This is a genomic window from Brenneria roseae subsp. roseae, from assembly GCF_003115845.1.
GTDB lineage: Bacteria > Pseudomonadota > Gammaproteobacteria > Enterobacterales > Enterobacteriaceae > Brenneria > Brenneria roseae.
Map to the genome: position 1 here is coordinate 124286 of NZ_KZ819029.1, position 20195 is coordinate 144480.

General features: G+C 45.9%; 16 protein-coding genes. 2 read left to right on the top strand and 14 right to left on the bottom strand.

What is annotated here, in order from left to right:
* Positions 1-13: 13 nt before the first annotated feature.
* From DDT52_RS12485 to wecA, 9 genes are all read right to left on the bottom strand, one after another.
* The gene (locus DDT52_RS12485; protein WP_136156653.1) at positions 14-1267 is read right to left on the bottom strand and encodes an O-antigen translocase; all 1254 of its coding nucleotides are present in this window, start codon (positions 1265-1267) and stop codon (positions 14-16) included.
* Positions 1264-2373: a DegT/DnrJ/EryC1/StrS family aminotransferase gene (locus DDT52_RS12490; protein WP_136156654.1), complete on the bottom strand. Its 1110-nt coding sequence runs from the start codon at positions 2371-2373 to the stop codon at positions 1264-1266. Before DDT52_RS12490 ends, DDT52_RS12485 begins: the two co-directional genes overlap by 4 nt.
* Positions 2366-2836 carry an acyltransferase gene (locus tag DDT52_RS12495; RefSeq protein ID WP_109053624.1) on the bottom strand — a complete coding sequence of 157 codons (471 nt, stop codon included), beginning with the start codon at positions 2834-2836 and terminating at the stop codon, positions 2366-2368. The genes DDT52_RS12490 and DDT52_RS12495 overlap by 8 nt, the downstream gene beginning before the upstream one ends.
* Positions 2814-3233, bottom strand: a complete 420-nt coding sequence (locus DDT52_RS12500) for a sugar 3,4-ketoisomerase (protein WP_109053625.1) — start codon at positions 3231-3233, stop codon at positions 2814-2816. The genes DDT52_RS12495 and DDT52_RS12500 overlap by 23 nt, the downstream gene beginning before the upstream one ends.
* 13 nt (positions 3234-3246) lie before the next feature.
* Entirely contained in the window at positions 3247-4113 is an 867-nt protein-coding gene (rfbA, locus tag DDT52_RS12505) for a glucose-1-phosphate thymidylyltransferase RfbA (protein ID WP_136156655.1), read from the bottom strand.
* 129 nt (positions 4114-4242) lie between these two features.
* Positions 4243-6423 carry a tyrosine-protein kinase Wzc gene (gene wzc / locus DDT52_RS12510; protein ID WP_136156656.1) on the bottom strand — a complete coding sequence of 727 codons (2181 nt, stop codon included), beginning with the start codon at positions 6421-6423 and terminating at the stop codon, positions 4243-4245.
* 16 nt (positions 6424-6439) lie between these two features.
* Positions 6440-6874: an arsenate reductase/protein-tyrosine-phosphatase family protein gene (locus DDT52_RS12515; RefSeq protein ID WP_136156657.1), complete on the bottom strand. Its 435-nt coding sequence runs from the start codon at positions 6872-6874 to the stop codon at positions 6440-6442.
* A gap of 10 nt (positions 6875-6884) precedes the next feature.
* Positions 6885-8021: a polysaccharide export protein gene (locus tag DDT52_RS12520; protein WP_136156658.1), complete on the bottom strand. Its 1137-nt coding sequence runs from the start codon at positions 8019-8021 to the stop codon at positions 6885-6887.
* A 118-nt stretch (positions 8022-8139) separates the two neighbouring features.
* The gene (gene wecA / locus DDT52_RS12525) at positions 8140-9246 is read right to left on the bottom strand and encodes a UDP-N-acetylglucosamine--undecaprenyl-phosphate N-acetylglucosaminephosphotransferase (protein WP_136156659.1); all 1107 of its coding nucleotides are present in this window, start codon (positions 9244-9246) and stop codon (positions 8140-8142) included.
* 723 nt (positions 9247-9969) lie between these two features.
* Here wecA and DDT52_RS12530 point away from each other — a divergent pair.
* On the top strand, positions 9970-11556 hold the full coding sequence (locus DDT52_RS12530) for a TerC family protein (protein ID WP_136156660.1): 1587 nt from the start codon (positions 9970-9972) through the stop codon (positions 11554-11556).
* A gap of 54 nt (positions 11557-11610) precedes the next feature.
* Here DDT52_RS12530 and dcuC read toward each other — a convergent pair whose 3' ends face one another.
* From dcuC to apbC, 5 genes are all read right to left on the bottom strand, one after another.
* On the bottom strand, positions 11611-12963 hold the full coding sequence (dcuC, locus tag DDT52_RS12535; protein ID WP_136156661.1) for an anaerobic C4-dicarboxylate transporter DcuC: 1353 nt from the start codon (positions 12961-12963) through the stop codon (positions 11611-11613).
* Positions 12964-13288: 325 nt separating this feature from the next.
* Positions 13289-15121 carry an outer membrane assembly protein AsmA gene (gene asmA / locus DDT52_RS12540; RefSeq protein ID WP_136156662.1) on the bottom strand — a complete coding sequence of 611 codons (1833 nt, stop codon included), beginning with the start codon at positions 15119-15121 and terminating at the stop codon, positions 13289-13291.
* Between the two features lie 121 nt (positions 15122-15242).
* Positions 15243-15824, bottom strand: a complete 582-nt coding sequence (gene dcd / locus DDT52_RS12545) for a dCTP deaminase (protein ID WP_109053633.1) — start codon at positions 15822-15824, stop codon at positions 15243-15245.
* Positions 15825-15885: 61 nt separating this feature from the next.
* Entirely contained in the window at positions 15886-16527 is a 642-nt protein-coding gene (gene udk / locus DDT52_RS12550; protein ID WP_136156663.1) for a uridine kinase, read from the bottom strand.
* 265 nt (positions 16528-16792) lie between these two features.
* Positions 16793-17902 (bottom strand): iron-sulfur cluster carrier protein ApbC, encoded by a 1110-nt coding sequence (apbC, locus tag DDT52_RS12555; protein WP_109053634.1) that lies wholly within the window; start codon positions 17900-17902, stop codon positions 16793-16795.
* A gap of 245 nt (positions 17903-18147) precedes the next feature.
* Here apbC and metG point away from each other — a divergent pair, with 245 nt between their 5' ends.
* Complete coding sequence (gene metG, locus DDT52_RS12560) at positions 18148-20175, top strand: methionine--tRNA ligase (protein WP_136156664.1); 2028 nt, start codon at positions 18148-18150, stop codon at positions 20173-20175.
* The last annotated feature ends 20 nt before the right edge of the window (positions 20176-20195 follow it).

Genomic DNA, 20195 nt, shown 5'->3' on the forward strand with positions numbered 1-20195 from the left:
TAAATTTAAAACACTATACTAATTTCTTATAAAATACAAAGGTCAACATAAAAAAGAAATGCATTATGTAATTACATACATAAGCATAAGTCACACCAATAACACTATTAGTTTGTTTAATAAACATAAATGACAATAAAACAAAGGAAATAGAAAATATTACTTCAGAAAAAATAACGATTTTCACCTCAGCTTTTGAAATAAGGATAAACGCAAGCAACCAAGATGATATCTTAATCACATCACCAGTGAGTTGCCATTTAAATAACTCTCTCATTGCCATGAAGTCATTATTAAACAAAACCAAAATGATAAAATCCCTTAGCAAAAATATACTTAGCGACATAACAATAACAACAGGAAGGATTATCTTATATCCATTCATCAACTCTTCCCGCAACTCAGTCCGTTCTTTTATTTCTGAGAGCCGAGGCAAATAATAAGTACTTAAAGCAGTGGTAATAACCATCAGATACATAGTAGATATATACCAAATTGCCTGCCAATAGCCTGCAGCATCCCAACTAATTTTATCCACAATATAATTACGAACAATCAATTGAGAAATAGGAAGAGTCAATGCAGATGTTAATGCCATCGCCGCAAACCCTAGAAGTTTTTTACCTTCCACTTTATCAAATCTATGTAAAAAATTATCCCACTTTATTACTGCATGTTTTCTCAGCATCCATATAACAATTAGAAACACTACCGACTGGTTTGTTACTAAAGCAATAAGAGCTCCATCTATACCCCAAAAAACAATCAGTACAGTAGTGAAAACCAATCCATATAAGCTTTGGATTATATTAATAGAAATAAATGATTTAATTTCTCTTAATCCATTAAGAATAGATAAAATCAATTGATTTAATGAAAAAAGAATAATGGTAAAACCAAATATTACAAAAATATACTGATATTTTACGTCATGCAAAAAGTGCAAAGATGCGAAATTGGAAAAAAAAATGGTAAAGGCACCTACAATAACAGAGCAAATGATAGATATTTTAGCCGAAGTACTTATTAAAATAGGAACTTTCTCTTCCTCATTATTACCATACTCTGCAATGTACTTAGTAACACCGCTATTTATTGCTCCCTTAGCAGCAGTCATTGCTATTTGACTAAAATTCTGAAATTGGCCCACTAAAGCCAGACCAGCAGGTCCAACAAACATAGCAATTGCTTTATTTATTACTAACCCAGCTAAGACTTTAATGGCCGTTGCAATAAAACTTAAAATAGAAGTTTTTATCAAGTTCATTGGTAATCATTTACCGCTTCTATTACCTTATTTACCTCATTCTGCGTCATTGTAGGCCCCATTGGTAGACTTAAAACTTGCTGATGTATTTTCTCAGTAATAGGTAAATCCCCTATAGAATAACCTAACACTTGGTATGCCTTCTGCAAATGTGGTGGAGTTGGGTAATGTATTAACGTTTGTACCCCTTTTTCTAAGAGATACGCTTGTAGTTCATCCCGGCTTTCACATTGAATAACAAATAAGTGCCATACATGTTCACCAGTGGATTCAGGCAAACAAGGTAACTTAATTAAATTATTTTTTATTCCAGATGTATACGCTTTAGCTATTTCCTGTCTCCTGATATTGGTTGAATCCAAAAACTTCAATTTGACAGAAAGAAAAGCAGCCTGAAGCTCATCAAGTCGGCTGTTTACTCCCTGATATAGATTTTCATATTTTTTATGCGAACCATAATTTCTCAATGCATTGAGTGCCTCTGCTAACTCATCATCATTAGTTGTTATTGCTCCCGCATCCCCAAGTGCCCCGAGATTTTTACCTGGATAAAAGCTAAAACCAGCCGCATCTCCCCAAGCACCTGCTTTTTTGCCTTCTAATGACGCACCATGTGCTTGCGCACAATCTTCCAATACCAGAAGATTATATTCTTTTGCAATGGATATAATCTCATTCATTGGAGTTATTTGACCATAGAGATGAACTGGCAAAATTACTTTTGTTTTTGGAGTAATTGCCGCTTTTACTTTATTAGGAGAAAGATTATATGTTTGAGGATCTGGCTCAACAAATACAGGCTTCAGCAGATTTTCGGTAATAGCAAGAATAGAAGCGATATAAGTATTTGCTTGAACAATAACCTCATCACCTTCTTTTAACCTCCCCAATTCCTTCCATGCTCTGAGGGTTAAAGTTAGTGCATCCAAGCCATTAGCGACACCAATGGCATATTTTGTACCACAGTAATCAGCAAACTGTTTTTCAAATGTCGAAAGCTCTTTTCCTGTAATATACCAACCTGAATCTAGTACTTTTAAAAAGCTATCCTTCAATTCATTTTTATAAGCTGCATTGATCTCTTTGAGATCGAGAAAATTAATCATCTTCATGTCCAATATATCGAATAATTTTAGCAGGATTACCAACAACAATCGCATTATCAGGAACATCTTTAGTAACTACCGAGCCAGCACCAATCATGCTGTTCATACCAATTTTTATTCCTGGTAGTATCGTTGCATTCGCACCGATAGATGCATTTTTTTTAACTGTCGTTTTTAAAAACTGATCAGGATATACTTTTGAACGAGGTTTTTTATCATTAGTAAATGTAACACAAGGACCTATAAAAACATTATCCTCAACTATTATTCCATCCCATAAATACACTCCAGATTTTATCGTAACATTATTTCCAATAACCACATCATTTTCAATTAGAGTGTGCGCGCAAATGTTACAATTACTTCCTATCACAGCCTCTTTTAAAATCACAGAAAACTGCCATATCCGAGTGTTATTGCCTATATTTTCTGTTTGAACATCACTGAGGGGATGGATAAACATTAGAAGCCACCATATCTACAAATTTATCATAGTCTCGAATATAATCAGATTCATCATAAGGTTGGTCGGCCAAGACCATTAATACACAATCATCTGAAAAATCATACATTTCATGCCAGAAGTGCGGTTCAATTACTACACCCTGAGCTGGGTTATCCAGCAGCAACTCTATCTTTTCAGTACCATCATCCAACAAGAAACGACATGAACCACGCACAGCGATAGCTACCTGCTTTAGCATTCTGTGGGCATGGAAGCCTCTGCGTACACCTTCTTTTGTTTTAAACAAATAAAAGACCCGTTTAATGTCAAACGGAATGTTTTTACCTTCTTCTAATGCCACTAAGGCACCACGATCATCACCATGAGTTTGTAGCTGTAGAATTTTTATTTGCATAAATTTGATTCCATTATTCTTTGATCAATCGTTTAAGATATTGCCCATACTGGTTTTTAATTAATCTATTTGCCGAATCTAATAGCTGAATATCAGTCAACCAACCATTCCGCCAAGCAATCTCTTCTAAGCAAGCAATTTTCATTCCTTGCCTTTTTTCAACTGTCTCAACAAATGTCGAAGCCTCAATAAGGCTATCATGCGTACCCGTATCTAACCAAGCGAACCCACGACCTAAAAACTCAACCTGTAGCTGTCCACGTTTCAAATACATATCATTTAATGTAGTGATTTCTAACTCACCTCTTACTGAAGGTTTCACTTGTTTAGACAAATCCACTACCTGATTATCGTAAAAGTAAAGTCCAGTTACCGCCCAGTTTGATTTGGGGGCTTTCGGCTTTTCTTCAATAGAAATAACATTGCGGTTTTTATCAAACTCGACTACGCCAAAACGTTCAGGATCTACAACCTGATAGCCGAAAATCGTTGCGCCTGATACTTTTCCCGCAACGCGTTTTAAAACAGGGCTAAACCCTTGACCAAAGAAAATATTATCACCTAAAACAAAACAACAACTGTCCCCGTCTAAAAATTCTTCACCGATAATAAACGCCTGGGCTAAACCGTCAGGTTTAGGCTGGACAGCATATGAGAGTTGGATACCAAAATTTTCTCCATTGCCTAATAACCGCTGAAAGGTACTTTTATCCTCCGGTGTAGTGATAATTAAAATATCCCGAATGCCTGCCAACATAAGTACAGACAAAGGATAGTAAATCATGGGTTTATCATAAATAGGCAATAATTGTTTGGAAACACCCAATGTAATAGGATAAAGACGAGTTCCAGAACCGCCCGCGAGGATTATACCTTTCACTGCCAACTCCAATAGAAAATCAATTTTAATATAAATTTTAATCTATGATGACATACAAGAATAACCGGACGTACCGTACTCATCCGGTTATCTTAATAAACATGAATGATTTTATCAGATGGAATATTACTAACTATTTTTCTCTGACTTATAGTCATAAGTATAATAGTGATAGTTCCCATATCCATAATAGCTTGCTGCGCGTTTTACAATGGCGTTGAGAATAACACCTTTGATTTCAGCACCATTCTGTTCAAATCGACGGATGCTCACCTCAATTTCTTTCAATGTATTAACTTCAAAACGCGCAACCAATAATGATGTACCAGCATGCCTGCTGATAATTGCTGCGTCCGTCACAGCCAGAATAGGGGGAGTATCCAATAATACAATGTCATAGTGCTTAGCAGCCCATTCAATAAACTCAACAAAATGCGCATGCATTAACAACTCCGAAGGATTAGGCGGAATTTGCCCTCTAGGTATAAAGTCCATATTTTCTACTGCAGTTTTTCGGAGTGCTTTTTCCACAGTAATCTGCCCAGATAAGATATCTGACAAACCATTAACACCATTAGTACCCATCAATTCATGTGCATACCCCTTGCGCATATCACAATCAACTATCAGGACTTTTAAATTAGATTGAGCTATGACAGCGCCCAAGTTAGCACTGACAAAGGTTTTACCAATCGCCGGACTTGCACCAGAGATCATCAGCACATTATTCTTCGCCTCCATCATGGCGAAATGCAGGCTAGTACGTAAACTTCGAATAGCTTCAATTGCTAAATCTGTTGGGTTCCCAACTGCAAGTAATTCATTCGAACGCGCATTAATCTTTTTATTTTTATTATGAATGAATAATTCTCTGTCTTTTTTCTGTTGCCATTCAGAAAGTGGTACGCTCGCGTATACGTTAATACCTAACTCTTCAAGCTGTTCCGGACTTTCAATACCTTTATGCAACACCGCTCTAGCAATAACAACAATAATTGACGCCAACGCCCCGAAAATTGTTATCAATAGAACTATCAATATTTTTCTCGGTTTTACTGGGCTTGGTTGCGTAACTGCTGGATCAATAATACGAACATTACCTACAGTGCTCGCTTTATTAATACTTAGCTCTTGCTGCTTATTCAGCAATTGCATATACACTTCCTGCCCCGCTTGTACATCTCTAGTCAAACGTAATATCTCTTGCTGAGTCTTTGGCATCCCTCCTACTCGTTTATTTAATTTATCACGCTCTTGTTCCAGCGTTACTCGTTTCTCCATTAATGCACGATAAGCAGGGTGCTCTTTGGTATAAAGCTTAGATATCTCAGCTTCTTTAAATGTAAGCTCATTTAATTGTGACTCTACTGAGACCATTGTATCGAGAACTGCCTTAGCTTCTAAAGTTAAGTCAACCGATTCATTTTGTTGACGAAATTTATTAAGCTTATTTTCAGCTTCATTTAAGGCGTCACGAACACTTGGCAATTGTTCTTTTAAAAACTCTAAACTCTTACCTGCTTCTTCTGATTTTCTCTCTACATTTTGCTGTAGATAGTTTTGACTAATACTATTTAATATTTTGCTAGCTCTAATAGGATCTTCATCTTCAAGACTTAATTGCAATACCCCAGTATCCTTCCCTTTATCAACTACGGATAAATCATAAAGTAATGAATTAATAGCTGTCAGCTCATTTAACTTTTTGACACTAAAAACAGTTTTTGGTTTTGCGGCAATATCACTAACTAATACAGTAACACCATTGTGTTGTTCTAACTTCCCTACCGTTCCAGTAAATTTTACTAAATCACCTGAATTTATCTCATAAGTATTCTCTGTTAACACTGTTAATTCAATATCTTTATCCTGCCAAGATCCCACAACATCCAAACGGGACACAGCTATTTTTCCAGGCTCATTGCCTAACACGCGCGCAAGTCCCTTTCCAAAAACAGGGAAATACCTTTGCTCAACAACAGTATCTAATGATAGATCCCGAATGGTTTTTCCAATAACCATTCGAGATCTAATTAATTCAATTTCAGCTGCAGACTGCGGTTTCGCATCAGGTAACATACTAGAAATATCATTCAGTAAACTATTCCCCGACTTCTGCTCCACCTGAATCAAAGCGTCGGACTTATAAATTGGAGTTGCCAATGTTACATAAAGAATACCAATAATTGTAAATAGCGTAGTAACGCCAACAATCAGCCATTTATTGTCCAGCAATGTTCCCAATAAATGCCCTAAATCGATTTCATCTGCTTTATTTTCAGATGATTTTACTGAAATTTTCTCTGCCATGGATTTCCCTGACTGGTTAACGGCTTAATGCTTGCGCCCATTTTTGGGCAGACTGCTCAAGTTGTGAATAGACGAATTCAAACGCTTCGCGGCTTTTACGGTAGGGATCGGCAATTTCCTGCTGGTTCAGCCAATGACCAAATAGCATGGTTTTGCCACGCACTTCCGGTGCAATTTTACTTACAGCATCAATATGCTTTTTCTCCATGACCAGAATCAGGTCATATTGACGGCATAACGATGAAGTCAACTGTTGTGCACTATGTCCTTCCAGAGATAGTCCATGCGCTTGTGCCACATCTCTTGCCATGTCATCTGCTGGTTTATCCACCAACGCACCTAGTCCAGCTGACGCAATGTGTTTATTGGGTAATGCCTGTTTTAACAGTCGTTCCCCAGTTGGGGAACGACAGATATTACCAACACAGACCACTAATATTGAACCAAACATAGTCATATCCTTATGGCCAAGTACGGATACGTAAACTTCCTGCACTGAGGTCATTAAAGGCAGAAATAGTAGGCGCAAGTTGTGAAATTAAACGGTTCCAACGGCCAACCGGAGCAGTTGTCACATAGACAACATCGTACGGCTGCAATTGGAATTCAGTTCCCATTACCAATGATGTGGCATCCGATGCATTAAGCTGATAAATATCTGCGAGCTTAGGCCCTTTCGTTCCACGTAATGGACGAATCACAAATATACCTGTCGCATCCGCCAGTGATTGATCCATCCCCTCAGCATTACCCAGCGCTTCAGTCAATGTCATACCACTACGGTCCATTTTAAGCGTGCTTTGCTTTGTCACTTCTCCCATCACGAATATTTTCAGATCGTCATTGCGAGGAATGTAGAGAATATCACCCGGATAGAGGAGATAATTTTGCGAGAGATCGCCGTTTTGCATCAGCGCCTGGAGGGAGAGTCGTTGTTCTTTACCATTGTGCGTCAACACGATATTACGCCAGTCCGCATTCTCAGTCAGACCACCGGCTTTATTAATCGCATCCAACACCGTCAGTGGTACGTTGGTAATTGCCTGTTCTCCAGAAGTTGCCACTTCTCCGGTTACATAAGCTTTTTGAGAACGGAATGAAGCTATATTGACATCAACTTGAGGAGATTCAATATATTGAGCAAGTCGGCTCATAATCTCCTCACGCACTTCAGTCACCGTTTTACCCGCAACTTTTACCTTGCCGATATAAGGGTAGAAAATCGTACCATCAGAATGCACCCAGTTACCGGTATCCGCCGCAGTACGGTAAGTACCGGCCGGAGTAGTTAACTCAGGGTGATCCCATACGGTCACCATGATCACATCACCAATGCCGATACGATATTCATAGCCTTGCAGTTCTTTTTCCAACGCCGGATTACTTTGCGCTATCAGCGGTTTCGGCCGCATTTTTTCCACTAAATAAGGCGTTAGAGGATAAACATTAACCAACTTATCAATATCAAAATCAGCATCTTGCTGCTTAATTACTTCCTTGCCGCTGGTGGAAAGGTGTGTGCCGGGAATTATGGTGCAGCCACTAAGCAGAGCTGCCGACACCACCACCGGTATCAATTTTAATTTGTGCTTTATCATCCTGTGTATGCCATCGCTCTTAATTGAATATTGCGCAAATCCCTACAAAATAGTTCGTTATTATAGAGAAGAACAGACCCAAATTAACCCTCGGTCTAACGTGTAAAAAGCAGGTAATTTACCGCTTTAGCGGTGTTGTGCCATCTTTATCTACATCTACAAGTACTGTTCCGGAACGCTGCGGCCTATGGCTGATACGTCGAAACCAGGTCAATACACGCCATATTCTGCTGATCATCCAGAAATAGCCGACAAACGCCATCAGAAATACGCTTAACATAATAGACTCTGTCGTCCCGCTACGCTCGCTGATAATGCCTACAGCAGCAAATAAAATCGCCGCACCGACAATAACAGCCAATGCCTGACGTGGCGTTAAGCCCGCACGCATCAATATATGATGTAAATGTTCGCGATCGGGTTTGAACGGGCTATCTCCCCGACGGATACGACGTATCATGATCGTCACCATATCCATTAGTGGAATAGCGATCAACCAGAGTGCCGTTACCGGGCGTATTACAGCATCCTCACCCTGCGTTGCCAGCATTAACAGCCAGATTACCGTAAAACCTATCAGCGTACTGCCCGCATCCCCCATGAACACCTTAAATCTATTCCCCCAAAGAATCCCCAGATTCAGAAGGATATAAGGCAACGTTGCCGCCAGCAGGCACAAACTCCAACTGGCCAACGCACCATGGCCGCCAAGATAGAAAACCACAGCAAGCGCACCAAACGTCACGCAAGATAAAGCCCCCAGTAAACCATCAATGCCATCAACCATATTGAAAGCATTGATCGCTCCCCATACTGCAAACAAAGTAACGAAATAACCCAAAATGCCTAAAAAGAGTTCATATCCGAAGAGTATCTTTCCTAATGAGGTCAGATACAGACCCGCATACATCATCAATCCGGCAACAAATGCCTGTAATCCGATGCGGGGTAAGACAGGAAGATCGAAGCGATCGTCCAATACGCCGACAACCAGCAGCGCAGTGGCACAGATCATATAGAGGGAGAAATCGGGTAACCAGTCCGGCTGTAACGCATACAGTACCCATAGCGCCATATAGATGGATACCCCGCCAACGAGCGGAATATTTCCTTGATGTTTCTTACGTATGTTGGGCTTATCCACTAATCCAACGTTGATTGCCGCTTTTCTCGCCACGAATAATGCGACGAATGCGCTTAAAAATATCACCGTGAGTTCTTGCATTTTTACACCATCATCAACCGTTATGAGTTGTTACATTGGGCACGCTACCGCCCCTGGCTTATAGCTACCAATGCACTGTCAAAGTACGGAACACCATCCAGTGGTTAGACTTTGGAGCCGTAAGTTACACTTTTTTCTCTGTGAGCCTTTTTGTAGCTATGCAGCCCAATCAATTATGTTGAATAATTGTTGCAAGTAACAGATTTTTTACACAAAAAGCAATTCCTTTAGCAAAAATCGATTTCCAAGCATTCATAGTATTGACGACTAAGCGCAGATCACAAGAATTAAGATGTCGGAGGGTTTTTTTTCAGAATAAGACTACGTGCATCCATAGCGTTCGATCCTCCCTCAGGATGAAAAACCAACTTAAAGGATAAAGTCAGCATATTTCGATGAAAATTTTATAAAAGCACACCATCTTTAACGGGTAAGGCGCCTGACAAGTACGCGCGCTATTCTATGTGCGGTTCACTGATATGATCAAATGTTGCGGCCTGTATCGTGCCGATATAGTAGAAAATTTTGCGTATGGCCGCTTTTTTTAACCTTTATTAGCTAAAATTTGGCGACGCCATCTACAAACAGCTAACAATATACGTTGGATATTCATGTGTAATCGTTTTTGTTAGATGTTACATAATGCCTTTACAAATTCTGGTTCATTCACGTTGGCCCTGATACGCTAGTCATGTCTACGTCAAGAAAGGTGAAATAATAAATATGGAGTGGATCGCAGATCCAACGATATGGGCCGGTTTGGCCACACTGGTCGTGCTGGAACTGGTATTAGGTATTGATAATCTTGTTTTTATTGCCATTCTGGCGGAAAAACTACCAAAAGAACAACGAGATAGAGCCAGAGTCGTAGGACTTTTGCTCGCATTGCTGATGCGACTGGTTCTCTTATCTTCAATTTCCTGGCTGGTTTCTCTGACAACCCCCCTCTTCACGCTATTTGGACATACCTTCAGCGCTCGTGATGTGATCATGCTGATTGGCGGCCTGTTTCTGCTATTCAAAGCCACCATGGAGCTTAATGAACGGCTGGAAGGCAAAGATGAAGAGCAGCATGCCCAGCGCAAGGGGGCCAGATTCTGGCCGGTCGTCGCACAAATTGTCGTTCTGGATGCCATTTTCTCACTGGATTCGGTCATCACCGCCGTTGGCATGACGGACCATTTATTGGTGATGATGTCTGCCGTCACCATCGCCATCTTTTTAATGCTGCTGGCCAGCAAGCCGCTGACCCGGTTTGTCAGCGAACATCCGACGATTGTGATTCTGTGTCTCAGTTTCTTGCTGATGATCGGCTTCAGCCTGGTGGCAGATGCCTTTGGCTATCACATCCCCAAAGGTTATCTCTACGCCGCAATTGGTTTCTCAGTACTGATTGAATTGTTGAATCAGGTTTCGCAATTTAACCGCCGACGCTTTCTCTCCTCTTCGGTTCCCCTGCGCCAGCGCACTGCTGAAGTTGTGTTACGTATTCTGCGCGGCGATCATGAGGAAGCCGAACTGGATAATCAGACATCATCGATGATTGCGGATAATGCGCATACAGGTAACGAGGTCTTCAATCGTCAGGAACGCCGTATGATTGAGCGTGTGCTGGGAATGGCGCAGCGTACCGTCAGCAGTATTATGACCTCACGCCACGATATCGATCCGGTTGAATTGAATACCCCGCAAAGCGAACTTGCCCGGATACTCACCACCAATCAACATACCCGGCTGATTATTACGGACAGTGAGACGTCAGATGAACCGTTGGGGATTGTGCATGTCTCGGAGATTCTGCAACAGCAGTTGAATCAGAAGCCGTTCGATCTCTCTATTCTGATCAGGCAGCCGCTGGTCTTCCCTGAACAGCTCTCTCTGTTGCTGGCGCTGGAGCAATTTAGAGAAGCAAGGACTCACTTTGCATTTGTCGTGGACGAATTTGGCTCGGTTGAAGGGATTGTGACACTCAGCGATGTGATGGAAACCATCGCGGGCAATCTGCCGCTGGAAGGTGAAGCCGTGGATGCCCGCCATGATATTCAGCAGAACGAAGACGGCAGTTGGACCGCAAACGGCTATATTCCGCTGGAAGACCTGACCATGTACGTTCCGCTCTCGCTGGATGAAAAACGGGAATACTATACGCTGGCCGGACTATTGATGGAGCATTCTCAACGTATCCCGCAGGCTGGTGATAAGCTGTCTATTGATGGCTATCAATTCACCATCCTCACCGTCGAGAGCCATCGCATTATGAAAGTGCTGATTACCCCCGGCAGCGAGCCGCAATCTGACTTTGAGGTTTGATTTTGCGTAGAGAAAACGGCGCCTTCCCCAGAGGGAAGCGCCGTTTTTATGTTCTTAACGTGGCACCATAATCTCGGTTGCGACCACGACGACGATTAAGCCCACCAGTACCGGAACTGATGTCCGTTTCACCACCTCGAAAGGCGATATTTTCGCCATCCCGGCTACCGCGACAACAACGCCGGAAACGGGGGAAATCGTCCGTCCAAGGTTCGATGCCTGTAACATGGGAATAGCCAGATAGGCCGGGTTGATACCCATTTGCGAAGCCAGCTTGGGAATCAATTCAACGAACGCATAGAACGGCGCATTACCTGAACCCGTTGTCATCGCCGCCAGCATGGTGATCACCACCAGCACCAGCATAATCACCAATCCACCGCTGCCAAAAGACTGGGCAAAACCGATTAAACCGCTGATAAATCCAACCGTGCTGAGGCCCTGTGCGAAAACGCCTGCCGCCACCAGCAGAATGACCACGCTGGAGAACGCTTCAGCCATACCGCGATAAGCGACATCCAGACCGGCAAAGATCTTTTGTGCATTAAATAAACGAATAAACTCCAGCACCGCCGCCAGAATAATACACATCACCAGTACGGTAATGATGTGCAGTTCCGGTCCCCATTTGCCATCAAATATCAGCACCCCCATGATAGGGGTAAATGGCAGGATAGCGTAAAAACGCGGCGCGTCAGTGGTAATCTCACTGGCATCCAGGATTTCATGGCTGACATTCGCTTTATTATCCAAATAGCGTTGCCAGAAGAAATGCGCCACCGCCATGCAAACAATGGCAATGACGGAGATGGGCAGCGTAATCTTGAAGGCAAAATCGACCAGCCTCATCTCTGCAGCCTGTGCGGCCAGCACCACATCACCGGATGTCGGGGACAGGATCAGCGCAACCGGAGACGCGCAAATTGCGGCGGCGGCGCCACGGCTGATGCCAACGTTGACCATAACGGGAAACAGAGTCGCCATCAGTAAAACGCCCAACCCCGTTGCGGATGACACCGCCAGCGACATCAGGCAGGCAACAAAGTATGCCGCAATCATCAGCAAATAAGGCGAGTTGATCATTTTCAGCGGGCGTGACACCAGCTTGACGACAACATCGTTCGCGCCGATGTGGGTCATGTAGGCGGCAAATCCACACAGCGCCATGATCATCATGCCAAGGTCGCCGCCTCGGCTCATCAGCAAAATCTTAACGTATTCAACAATATCTGTGGCACTCAAGCCGGTTGACTTGGCGCCGGCGGGCAACACATCTTTCCCCAGCAGGGCGCTGATGACCAGCAACACCAACCCGCCCACCATCAAGACCCCGGTGGCTGAGTAGCCTTTTATGATGTAACGTCCCACAAGCACCGTTACAACAACACCAATCAGAAGTTCGAGCATTTAGTTTTTGTACCTGAATAATAAAATGTAAATCGCCTGGCGTTCAGGCGTTAAAATTCGGCAGCAACAGATTCCTCTGTTACAGGCGGAAAAGAGTGTACAGATCTGCCAAAGAAGCTCAAATATTCAAGTGAGATCCGTGAATCAACGCATAGAAAAGATATAATGTGCTCGCAAAAGAAGCCGTACTGTGAGGAGTGTTCAGGTTTTCACGCCGACCGATATCGGCGCTATCCCCGCTAAGAAAATAAAAGCTCGCCGCCGGGTGGCGTTGCTGGAAGCGGCGCAAGTCGGCCAGGCAAAAGTATAGTAATAAAACCGATGCTTACAGCCGATCGAGCAGCTGTTTCAGGTCCTTACCTTTCTGACTTTCCTGGTTTTTATTAGCCCAGTCATTTAAGCGTTTCTTCAATTCATCTTGCAGGCGTTTACGCAGCAATTGATCTACCTGTAGCTGATAATTCAAATTATCCCACGAGCCATAAATCCGTAAGGGAATCGCCGTATTTTGCAATACGTTGATTAACTGTTCGTCACCTTGCCATCCCTCGGTGATCCGTACGTCCAGATTGGTATCACTGGTTCTGGCAGTGAGATCAACCACCCCGGAACCGGTTAACGCCAGCAATTCAGAACTACCATTCAGGTTAGTAATTCGCAATTTACCCGCATTAAGCTGCACATTTCCCGTCAACTGCCGTACTTCGGTATAACGTTCATAGCGTTCCTGCCCACGTATATTCATGTTATTACGCACGACAGCCATCTGCACCATTTGCTGAATATTCATCCCCTGTAACCGCAGATTGCTGGCTTTCAACGCCGCCTTCCCCTGCCACTGCTGTGTCAAGGCAGGCAGACTGAACGCGTTACCGGAAAACTGGCCGTTCAGCGATAGCTTACCGCTCAGGCTCTGGGGCAGCGCAAACGCTGCCGTTAGTTGTGAAACATCAACATTCGTGAGTTCAGGCTGAAAAGTGATAGCAGGAGACACGTTTGCATCTATCTTTCCCGGTAAGGAGAAACTCCCTTCGCCCAGCTTGCCGTTCAGCGCGTCGATATTCAGCACGCCCTGCTGGTTAGTCGCCAGAAGATTAAACTGACTGATGTTAAGTCCACGATAGACCAGCGAATCGGCTTGCAGTGATAAACGCGCGGTGAACCCCTTCAGGTCATCTTGCACATCGGGTGGGGGCGCTTGCGTGGAAATCACCGGCTTGCCCGCTTTAGCCTGAACAGCTGACGCGCCGTTCACCATGGCAGGTTTCATGCCGAGCAGCGCATCCAAATCCAGCTTGCTGGATTTCAGATCCAGAACGTAGTCGGGAAGTTCGCCAAGCCTGGCGCTGCCGCTTCCCGTTATCTGGCTCTCATTGGCGCTCAGCGCCAGTTGGCTGACAGTGATTTTTTCAGGCTGTTGTTGATAGCTGGCTTGCAAACTGCCGCTGCCGCTAATTCCGCCTTCGGGAATGCCTGCGCCCTGAATCTGGTACTCCAGCGAGCTGATATTCGCGTTGACCTGCTGCGGAAAGTGTTGCATATCCATATCCGCAGACAGAGAAAATGCGATATCGCGCTGGTCGCGATTAACCCGGCTGGATAAGGTAATACTGACCTGGCGGTTACCGTCCTGCTCCATCAATAAATTGATATCACGAACGTTGATCTGCTCATCATCGCTGCGCTGTAGCACCAATAGGCTATCCGCTACTTTCAGTTTATCAATGTCGAATCGCCATCCCTGCGCTTCTGCCGGTGCCGGTGATCCGGCCGGCGCAATAGGCGCACTACCGGATTTTTTCGCTTCGCTTGCGGGCGTCAACTGAATAACCGCCCCTTTCAGCATGATCTGCTTGATCGCAAGCCTGTGAGACAGCAGCGGCAGAAGCTGCACATCAAGCCGCATATTTTCCGCGCTAACCACGGGCGCCGTCGACCCGGGCGCGCTTAGCGACATACCGCCAGACAGAATGCTCAACTGCGGCCAGACGTGCCAGCGCAGATCGCCATCCAATTGCAGACGATAGCCGCTACGCTCCTCGACCTGTTTTATCATATAAGCGCGAAAATCATTGGGATTAACCAGCACTACCAGGGCGGTCATTCCTGCCACCAGCACGACAAGCAGAATTGCCAGTGTTGTCAGAAATCTTCTCATGCCATCCTCACATGTGATACGCGTTATGCCCTTCATCCCTCAAGCTGCAAACGTGCGGCTTTCGCTTTCCGCCTTACCGCGTCTTGAAATCTGTCAGGTATACAACAGGCCTGCTGGCAATTTAGTCTTCATCAATCCGGCTCGCGACAGCGCCCTGCTGATCTTTATATTTGGCATCCTGCCGACGATTGTAAGGACGAGCCGCCGGACCTGATAACGGCTCAAAACTCAGCGCGCCGATCATCATTCCGGGACGCAACGCCAACGGCAACTTACCTGAATTATAGAACTCCAGCACAATTCTTCCTTGCCAACCGGGATCAATACGGTGCGCAGTCACATGGACCATCAATCCCAGGCGAGCGAGAGAGGAGCGACCATCCAGCCATCCGACCAGATTATCCGGCAACGTTACCGACTCGAACGTCACCGCCAGCGCCAGTTCTCCCGGATGAAGAAAAAAGGCTTCGCCTTCCGGTAAAATAATCTCATCGCTCATCACACGATCCAGAGCCGAACTGACTTCATCCTTCGGTCCGCTTAGATCAATATAGGCCGCGGTATGGCCGCTGAACACCCGAAACTGGTTTCCCAAACGGACATCAACAGTCGCGCCATTAATTCTTTCTGTTGGCGGGCGGGGAGTAATCACCAACCGGCCATCATCCAACCAGGCTTCAATGTCACGATCACACAGTCTCATCTTTTTCTCCACTCGACACTGGCATTGGGGAAAATCCCCTTCACTTATTTAACGCACCGGCTTATTCAAAGAACTGGCTTAGCTTGGCTTTCAAAATATCAATCGCGATACGATTTTTACCGCCGCGAGGAACAATGATATCGGCGTATTGCTTTGACGGCTCGATGAATTGCAAAAACATGGGCCGCACCGTTTTCTGGTACTGCTCCATCACGGAGTCCATTGAACGGCCGCGCTCGTTAACATCGCGACGCATGCGGCGCAGCAGGCAGATGTCCAACGGAGTATCGACAAAAATGGAAAAATTCATCTCATCACGCAGGCGAGCGTCTGTCAGCAGCAAAATACCTTCAAGAATAATGACTTTCTTTGGCTCAAGATGAACCGTTTCCTGCTTACGGGTATGCTCAACATAGCTGTAGAGGGGAAGTTCTACCGCCCGCCCCGCCTTCAGCATTTGCAGATGCGTCAGCAACAGGCTGTGATCCATTGAGCTGGGGTGGTCATAATTGGTTTTGACCCGCTCTTCCATGGTCAGATGGCTTTGATCTTTGTAGTAGCTGTCTTCAGGTATCACACCAATATGTTCGTCACCGACCTGATCGCGCAATTCACGGTATAACGTACTGGAAATAAGACTTTTACCGGAAGCCGATGCCCCCGAGATCCCGATGATGACACACTGATGAGACTGCTCAGTCATGGTATTAACGACCTGATTAACAATAAAAAGAGAGGGGAACGCGCCAGCAGGCGCTTTGTCGCGCAATTATAGGGAGTTAGCACGGTTCACGCCACCCTTTCAAACATCCCGAAACCTTGCTGCATAGAACGGCGAATGGCAATGTTCGGTTCAGTATGAATGCGATTCTATCAAAGGGAACCAGAGAGGTTAATGGCAGAGGGAAACGGAGACGACGAGGAAAATCAGGCGCCCGCCGCCTCACCAACCGGATTGTTACGTGAAACTACACCGCCCGGAAAGCAATCTCAGTGGGAATCACCTGTCCCTGCCAGTAAAGCTGTGCGGCCACCTGCCCCGCCAGCTCACGGTACAATGAGGTGAATTCGCTGTCAGGATGGCTGATGACCGTCGGTTCGCCACGATCCAGATCTTCACGCAAAGAGATGTGCAACGGCAGTTGTCCCAGCAGGGCGCAATGGTATTTTTCCGCCAGTTTCTGTGCCCCCCCGGTGCCGAAGATTGGCTCCAGGTGACCACAGTGACTACAGATGTGGACACTCATATTCTCTACAATGCCCAATACCGGCACGCTGACTTTCTCAAACATCGCAATACCTTTCATGGCATCCATCAGTGCGATGTCCTGTGGCGTCGTCACCACGACGGCTCCCGTCACCGGAATATTCTGCGCCAGCGTCAACTGGATATCACCGGTTCCCGGAGGCATATCCAGCACCAGATAATCCAGATCCGGCCAGAGCGTATCCTGCAACAGTTGCAACAGCGCTTTGCTGGCCATCGGCCCGCGCCACACCATGGCATTGTCATCCGTCACCAGATAACCAATCGAGTTTGTTGCCAGACCGTGCGCAACAATCGGCGCCATATGCTGGCCGTCCGGTGACGTTGGACGCTCACTCGCCGCCCCCAGCATCGTTGGAATCGATGGCCCGTAAATATCAGCATCCAGAATGCCGACATTAGCCCCTTCCGCCGCCAGCGCCAGCGCCATGTTGACCGCAGTGCTGGATTTTCCGACGCCGCCTTTGCCGGAGCTGACGGCAATAATGTTCTTCACCCCTTTCACACCAGCCTGATCGTTTACCCGGCGCAGCGTGGCAACATTATGCGTCAAGCGCCATTCGATGGCTTTCGCGCCAGACAGGCGCAGTAGTTCGTCGCTGACCGTCTCTTTTAATGCTTCCAGTCCACTGAGCCAGACGAACGGCATCGTCAACTCAATATGCAGCACATCATCCAGTAGCGCACAATGGTGCAGCGCATTCAGCGTGGTCAGATTGTTTTTCAGTGTCGGGTGCTGAAAAGTAGAAAGAACCCCGTTGACCATGGCACGCAATGCTTCAGGACGTTGCTCGGGGAGTTTTGAGTTCATTCCGGCTCCTTGAAATTCTCGTTATCAACCGATAAAAAAACAGTTATAGAATACCAGAAGCTCACGGCGCTCGCGCGTTCGAGTGTAAAAAATCGTGCGGGCTATGTTGATCAACGGTGACATTAATACGTTCCACCCGAATCTGTTTGCCGTCAGAGGTGTTTTACATAAGGCAGCGGTTTACGCCATAAGCCGCTATCGGTTAACATCGGTTTCCCTCTATCACAAAAGAAAGCAAGTTCCTCATGACTCAAGTCGCAAAGAAAATATTGGTAACGTGCGCGCTGCCTTACGCTAATGGTTCGATTCACCTCGGTCATATGCTTGAACACATTCAGGCGGATATCTGGGTTCGTTACCAGCGAATGCGCGACAACCAGGTTCATTTTATCTGTGCAGACGATGCCCACGGCACGCCGATCATGCTGAAAGCTCAGCAGATGGGGATAGCACCGGAGCAAATGATTGCGGCGATGAGTCAGGAACATCAGCAGGACTTCGCCGGTTTCAACATTAGCTATGACAACTATCACTCAACGCACAGTGAAGAGAACCGCGAACTGTCCGGACTGATTTACGGTCGTCTTAAAGAGAACGGTTTTATTAAAAACCGTACCATTTCCCAACTGTACGATCCGGAAAAAGGCATGTTCCTGCCGGATCGTTTTGTGAAAGGCACCTGTCCGAAATGTAAAGCGGCCGATCAGTACGGTGATAACTGCGAAGTCTGTGGCGCCACCTATAGCCCCACTGAGCTGATCGATCCCAAATCCGCAGTGTCCGGCGCCACGCCGGTGATGCGCGAATCCGAGCACTTTTTCTTTGATTTACCGGCCTTTAGCGACATGCTGCAAGCCTGGATACGTTCAGGTGCATTGCAGGAGCAGGTTGCCAACAAAATGCAGGAATGGTTTGACGCCGGTCTACAGCAGTGGGATATCACCCGCGATGCGCCTTACTTCGGTTTCGAAGTTCCCGATGCGCCGGGCAAATATTTCTACGTCTGGCTGGATGCGCCAATTGGCTACATGGGCTCATTCAAGAATCTGTGCGACAAACGCGGCGATCTGAACTTTGATGAATTCTGGAATAAAGATTCTACTGCCGATCTGTACCATTTCATCGGCAAAGACATCGTCTATTTCCACAGCCTGTTCTGGCCGGCGATGCTGGAAGGCAGCGGTTTCCGTAAACCCACCAACCTGTTTGTACACGGTTATGTGACGGTTAACGGCGCCAAGATGTCCAAGTCACGCGGCACCTTCATCAAAGCCGGCACTTACCTGCAACATCTGGATGCAGACTGCCTGCGCTATTACTATGCCGCGAAGCTCTCTTCCCGCATCGACGATATCGATCTCAATCTGGAAGACTTCGTGCAGCGCGTGAATACCGATATCGTGAACAAGCTGGTAAATCTGGCATCACGTAACGCAGGCTTCATCAGCAAGCGTTTTGACGGCAAGTTGGCGGATAAACTGGCTGACGTAGCCTTGTACAACACGTTCACCGATGCCGCAGAAAGTATTGCCGAAGCTTACGGCAACCGTGAATCCGGCAGAGCGATCCGTGAAATTATGGCGCTGGCCGATTTGGCAAACCGCTATGTGGATGAGCAGGCTCCGTGGGTTGTGGCGAAGGAAGAAGGCCGCGACGCCGATCTACAGGCAATCTGTTCAATGGGCATCAACCTGTTCCGGGTGCTGATGACCTACCTGAAACCGGTATTGCCGGCGCTGGCAGAACGTGCGGAAGCCTTCCTGAACAAAGAACTGCGTTGGGATGAGATCGCGACACCATTGCTCAGCCATCAGGTCAACGTCTTCAAGGCGCTTTTCAGCCGTATCGATCTGGATAAAGTCAATGCCATGGTCGAAGCGTCCAAAGAAGATATGGCCCAAACCAAAGCGGTTTCCGGTCCGCTGGCGGATGACCCGATACAGGATACGATCGGCTTTGACGATTTTGACAAAGTGGATATGCGCATCGCGCTAATCAAGCAAGCTGAGCAGGTTAATGGTTCTGATAAACTGCTGCGTCTGACGCTGGATCTGGGGGGGGAAACCCGTCAGGTCTTTTCCGGTATCCGCACCGCGTATCCCGACCCGGGCAAACTGGTTGGTCGTCTGACGGTGATGGTCGCCAACCTTGCGCCTCGTAAAATGCGTTTTGGCGTATCGGAAGGAATGGTACTGGCAGCCGGTCCCGGTGGTAAAGACATTTTCCTGCTGAGTCCGGATAGCGGCGCCCAGCCAGGCATGCAGGTCAAATAATCCCTTCTCCAGGCCGAACC

Bases quoted from the DNA above. Each gene is read 5' to 3' on its own strand.
- DDT52_RS12485 (WP_136156653.1), bottom strand. From the start codon at position 1,267: ATGAACTTGATAAAAACTTCTATTTTAAGTTTTATTGCAACGGCCATT.
- DDT52_RS12490 (WP_136156654.1), bottom strand. From the start codon at position 2,373: ATGATTAATTTTCTCGATCTCAAAGAGATCAATGCAGCTTATAAAAAT.
- DDT52_RS12495 (WP_109053624.1), bottom strand. From the start codon at position 2,836: ATGTTTATCCATCCCCTCAGTGATGTTCAAACAGAAAATATAGGCAAT.
- DDT52_RS12500 (WP_109053625.1), bottom strand. From the start codon at position 3,233: ATGCAAATAAAAATTCTACAGCTACAAACTCATGGTGATGATCGTGGT.
- wzc (WP_136156656.1), bottom strand. From the start codon at position 6,423: ATGGCAGAGAAAATTTCAGTAAAATCATCTGAAAATAAAGCAGATGAA.
- DDT52_RS12515 (WP_136156657.1), bottom strand. From the start codon at position 6,874: ATGTTTGGTTCAATATTAGTGGTCTGTGTTGGTAATATCTGTCGTTCC.
- DDT52_RS12520 (WP_136156658.1), bottom strand. From the start codon at position 8,021: ATGATAAAGCACAAATTAAAATTGATACCGGTGGTGGTGTCGGCAGCT.
- wecA (WP_136156659.1), bottom strand. From the start codon at position 9,246: ATGCAAGAACTCACGGTGATATTTTTAAGCGCATTCGTCGCATTATTC.
- DDT52_RS12530 (WP_136156660.1), top strand. From the start codon at position 9,970: ATGGAGTGGATCGCAGATCCAACGATATGGGCCGGTTTGGCCACACTG.
- dcuC (WP_136156661.1), bottom strand. From the start codon at position 12,963: ATGCTCGAACTTCTGATTGGTGTTGTTGTAACGGTGCTTGTGGGACGT.
- asmA (WP_136156662.1), bottom strand. From the start codon at position 15,121: ATGAGAAGATTTCTGACAACACTGGCAATTCTGCTTGTCGTGCTGGTG.
- dcd (WP_109053633.1), bottom strand. From the start codon at position 15,824: ATGAGACTGTGTGATCGTGACATTGAAGCCTGGTTGGATGATGGCCGG.
- udk (WP_136156663.1), bottom strand. From the start codon at position 16,527: ATGACTGAGCAGTCTCATCAGTGTGTCATCATCGGGATCTCGGGGGCA.
- apbC (WP_109053634.1), bottom strand. From the start codon at position 17,902: ATGAACTCAAAACTCCCCGAGCAACGTCCTGAAGCATTGCGTGCCATG.
- metG (WP_136156664.1), top strand. From the start codon at position 18,148: ATGACTCAAGTCGCAAAGAAAATATTGGTAACGTGCGCGCTGCCTTAC.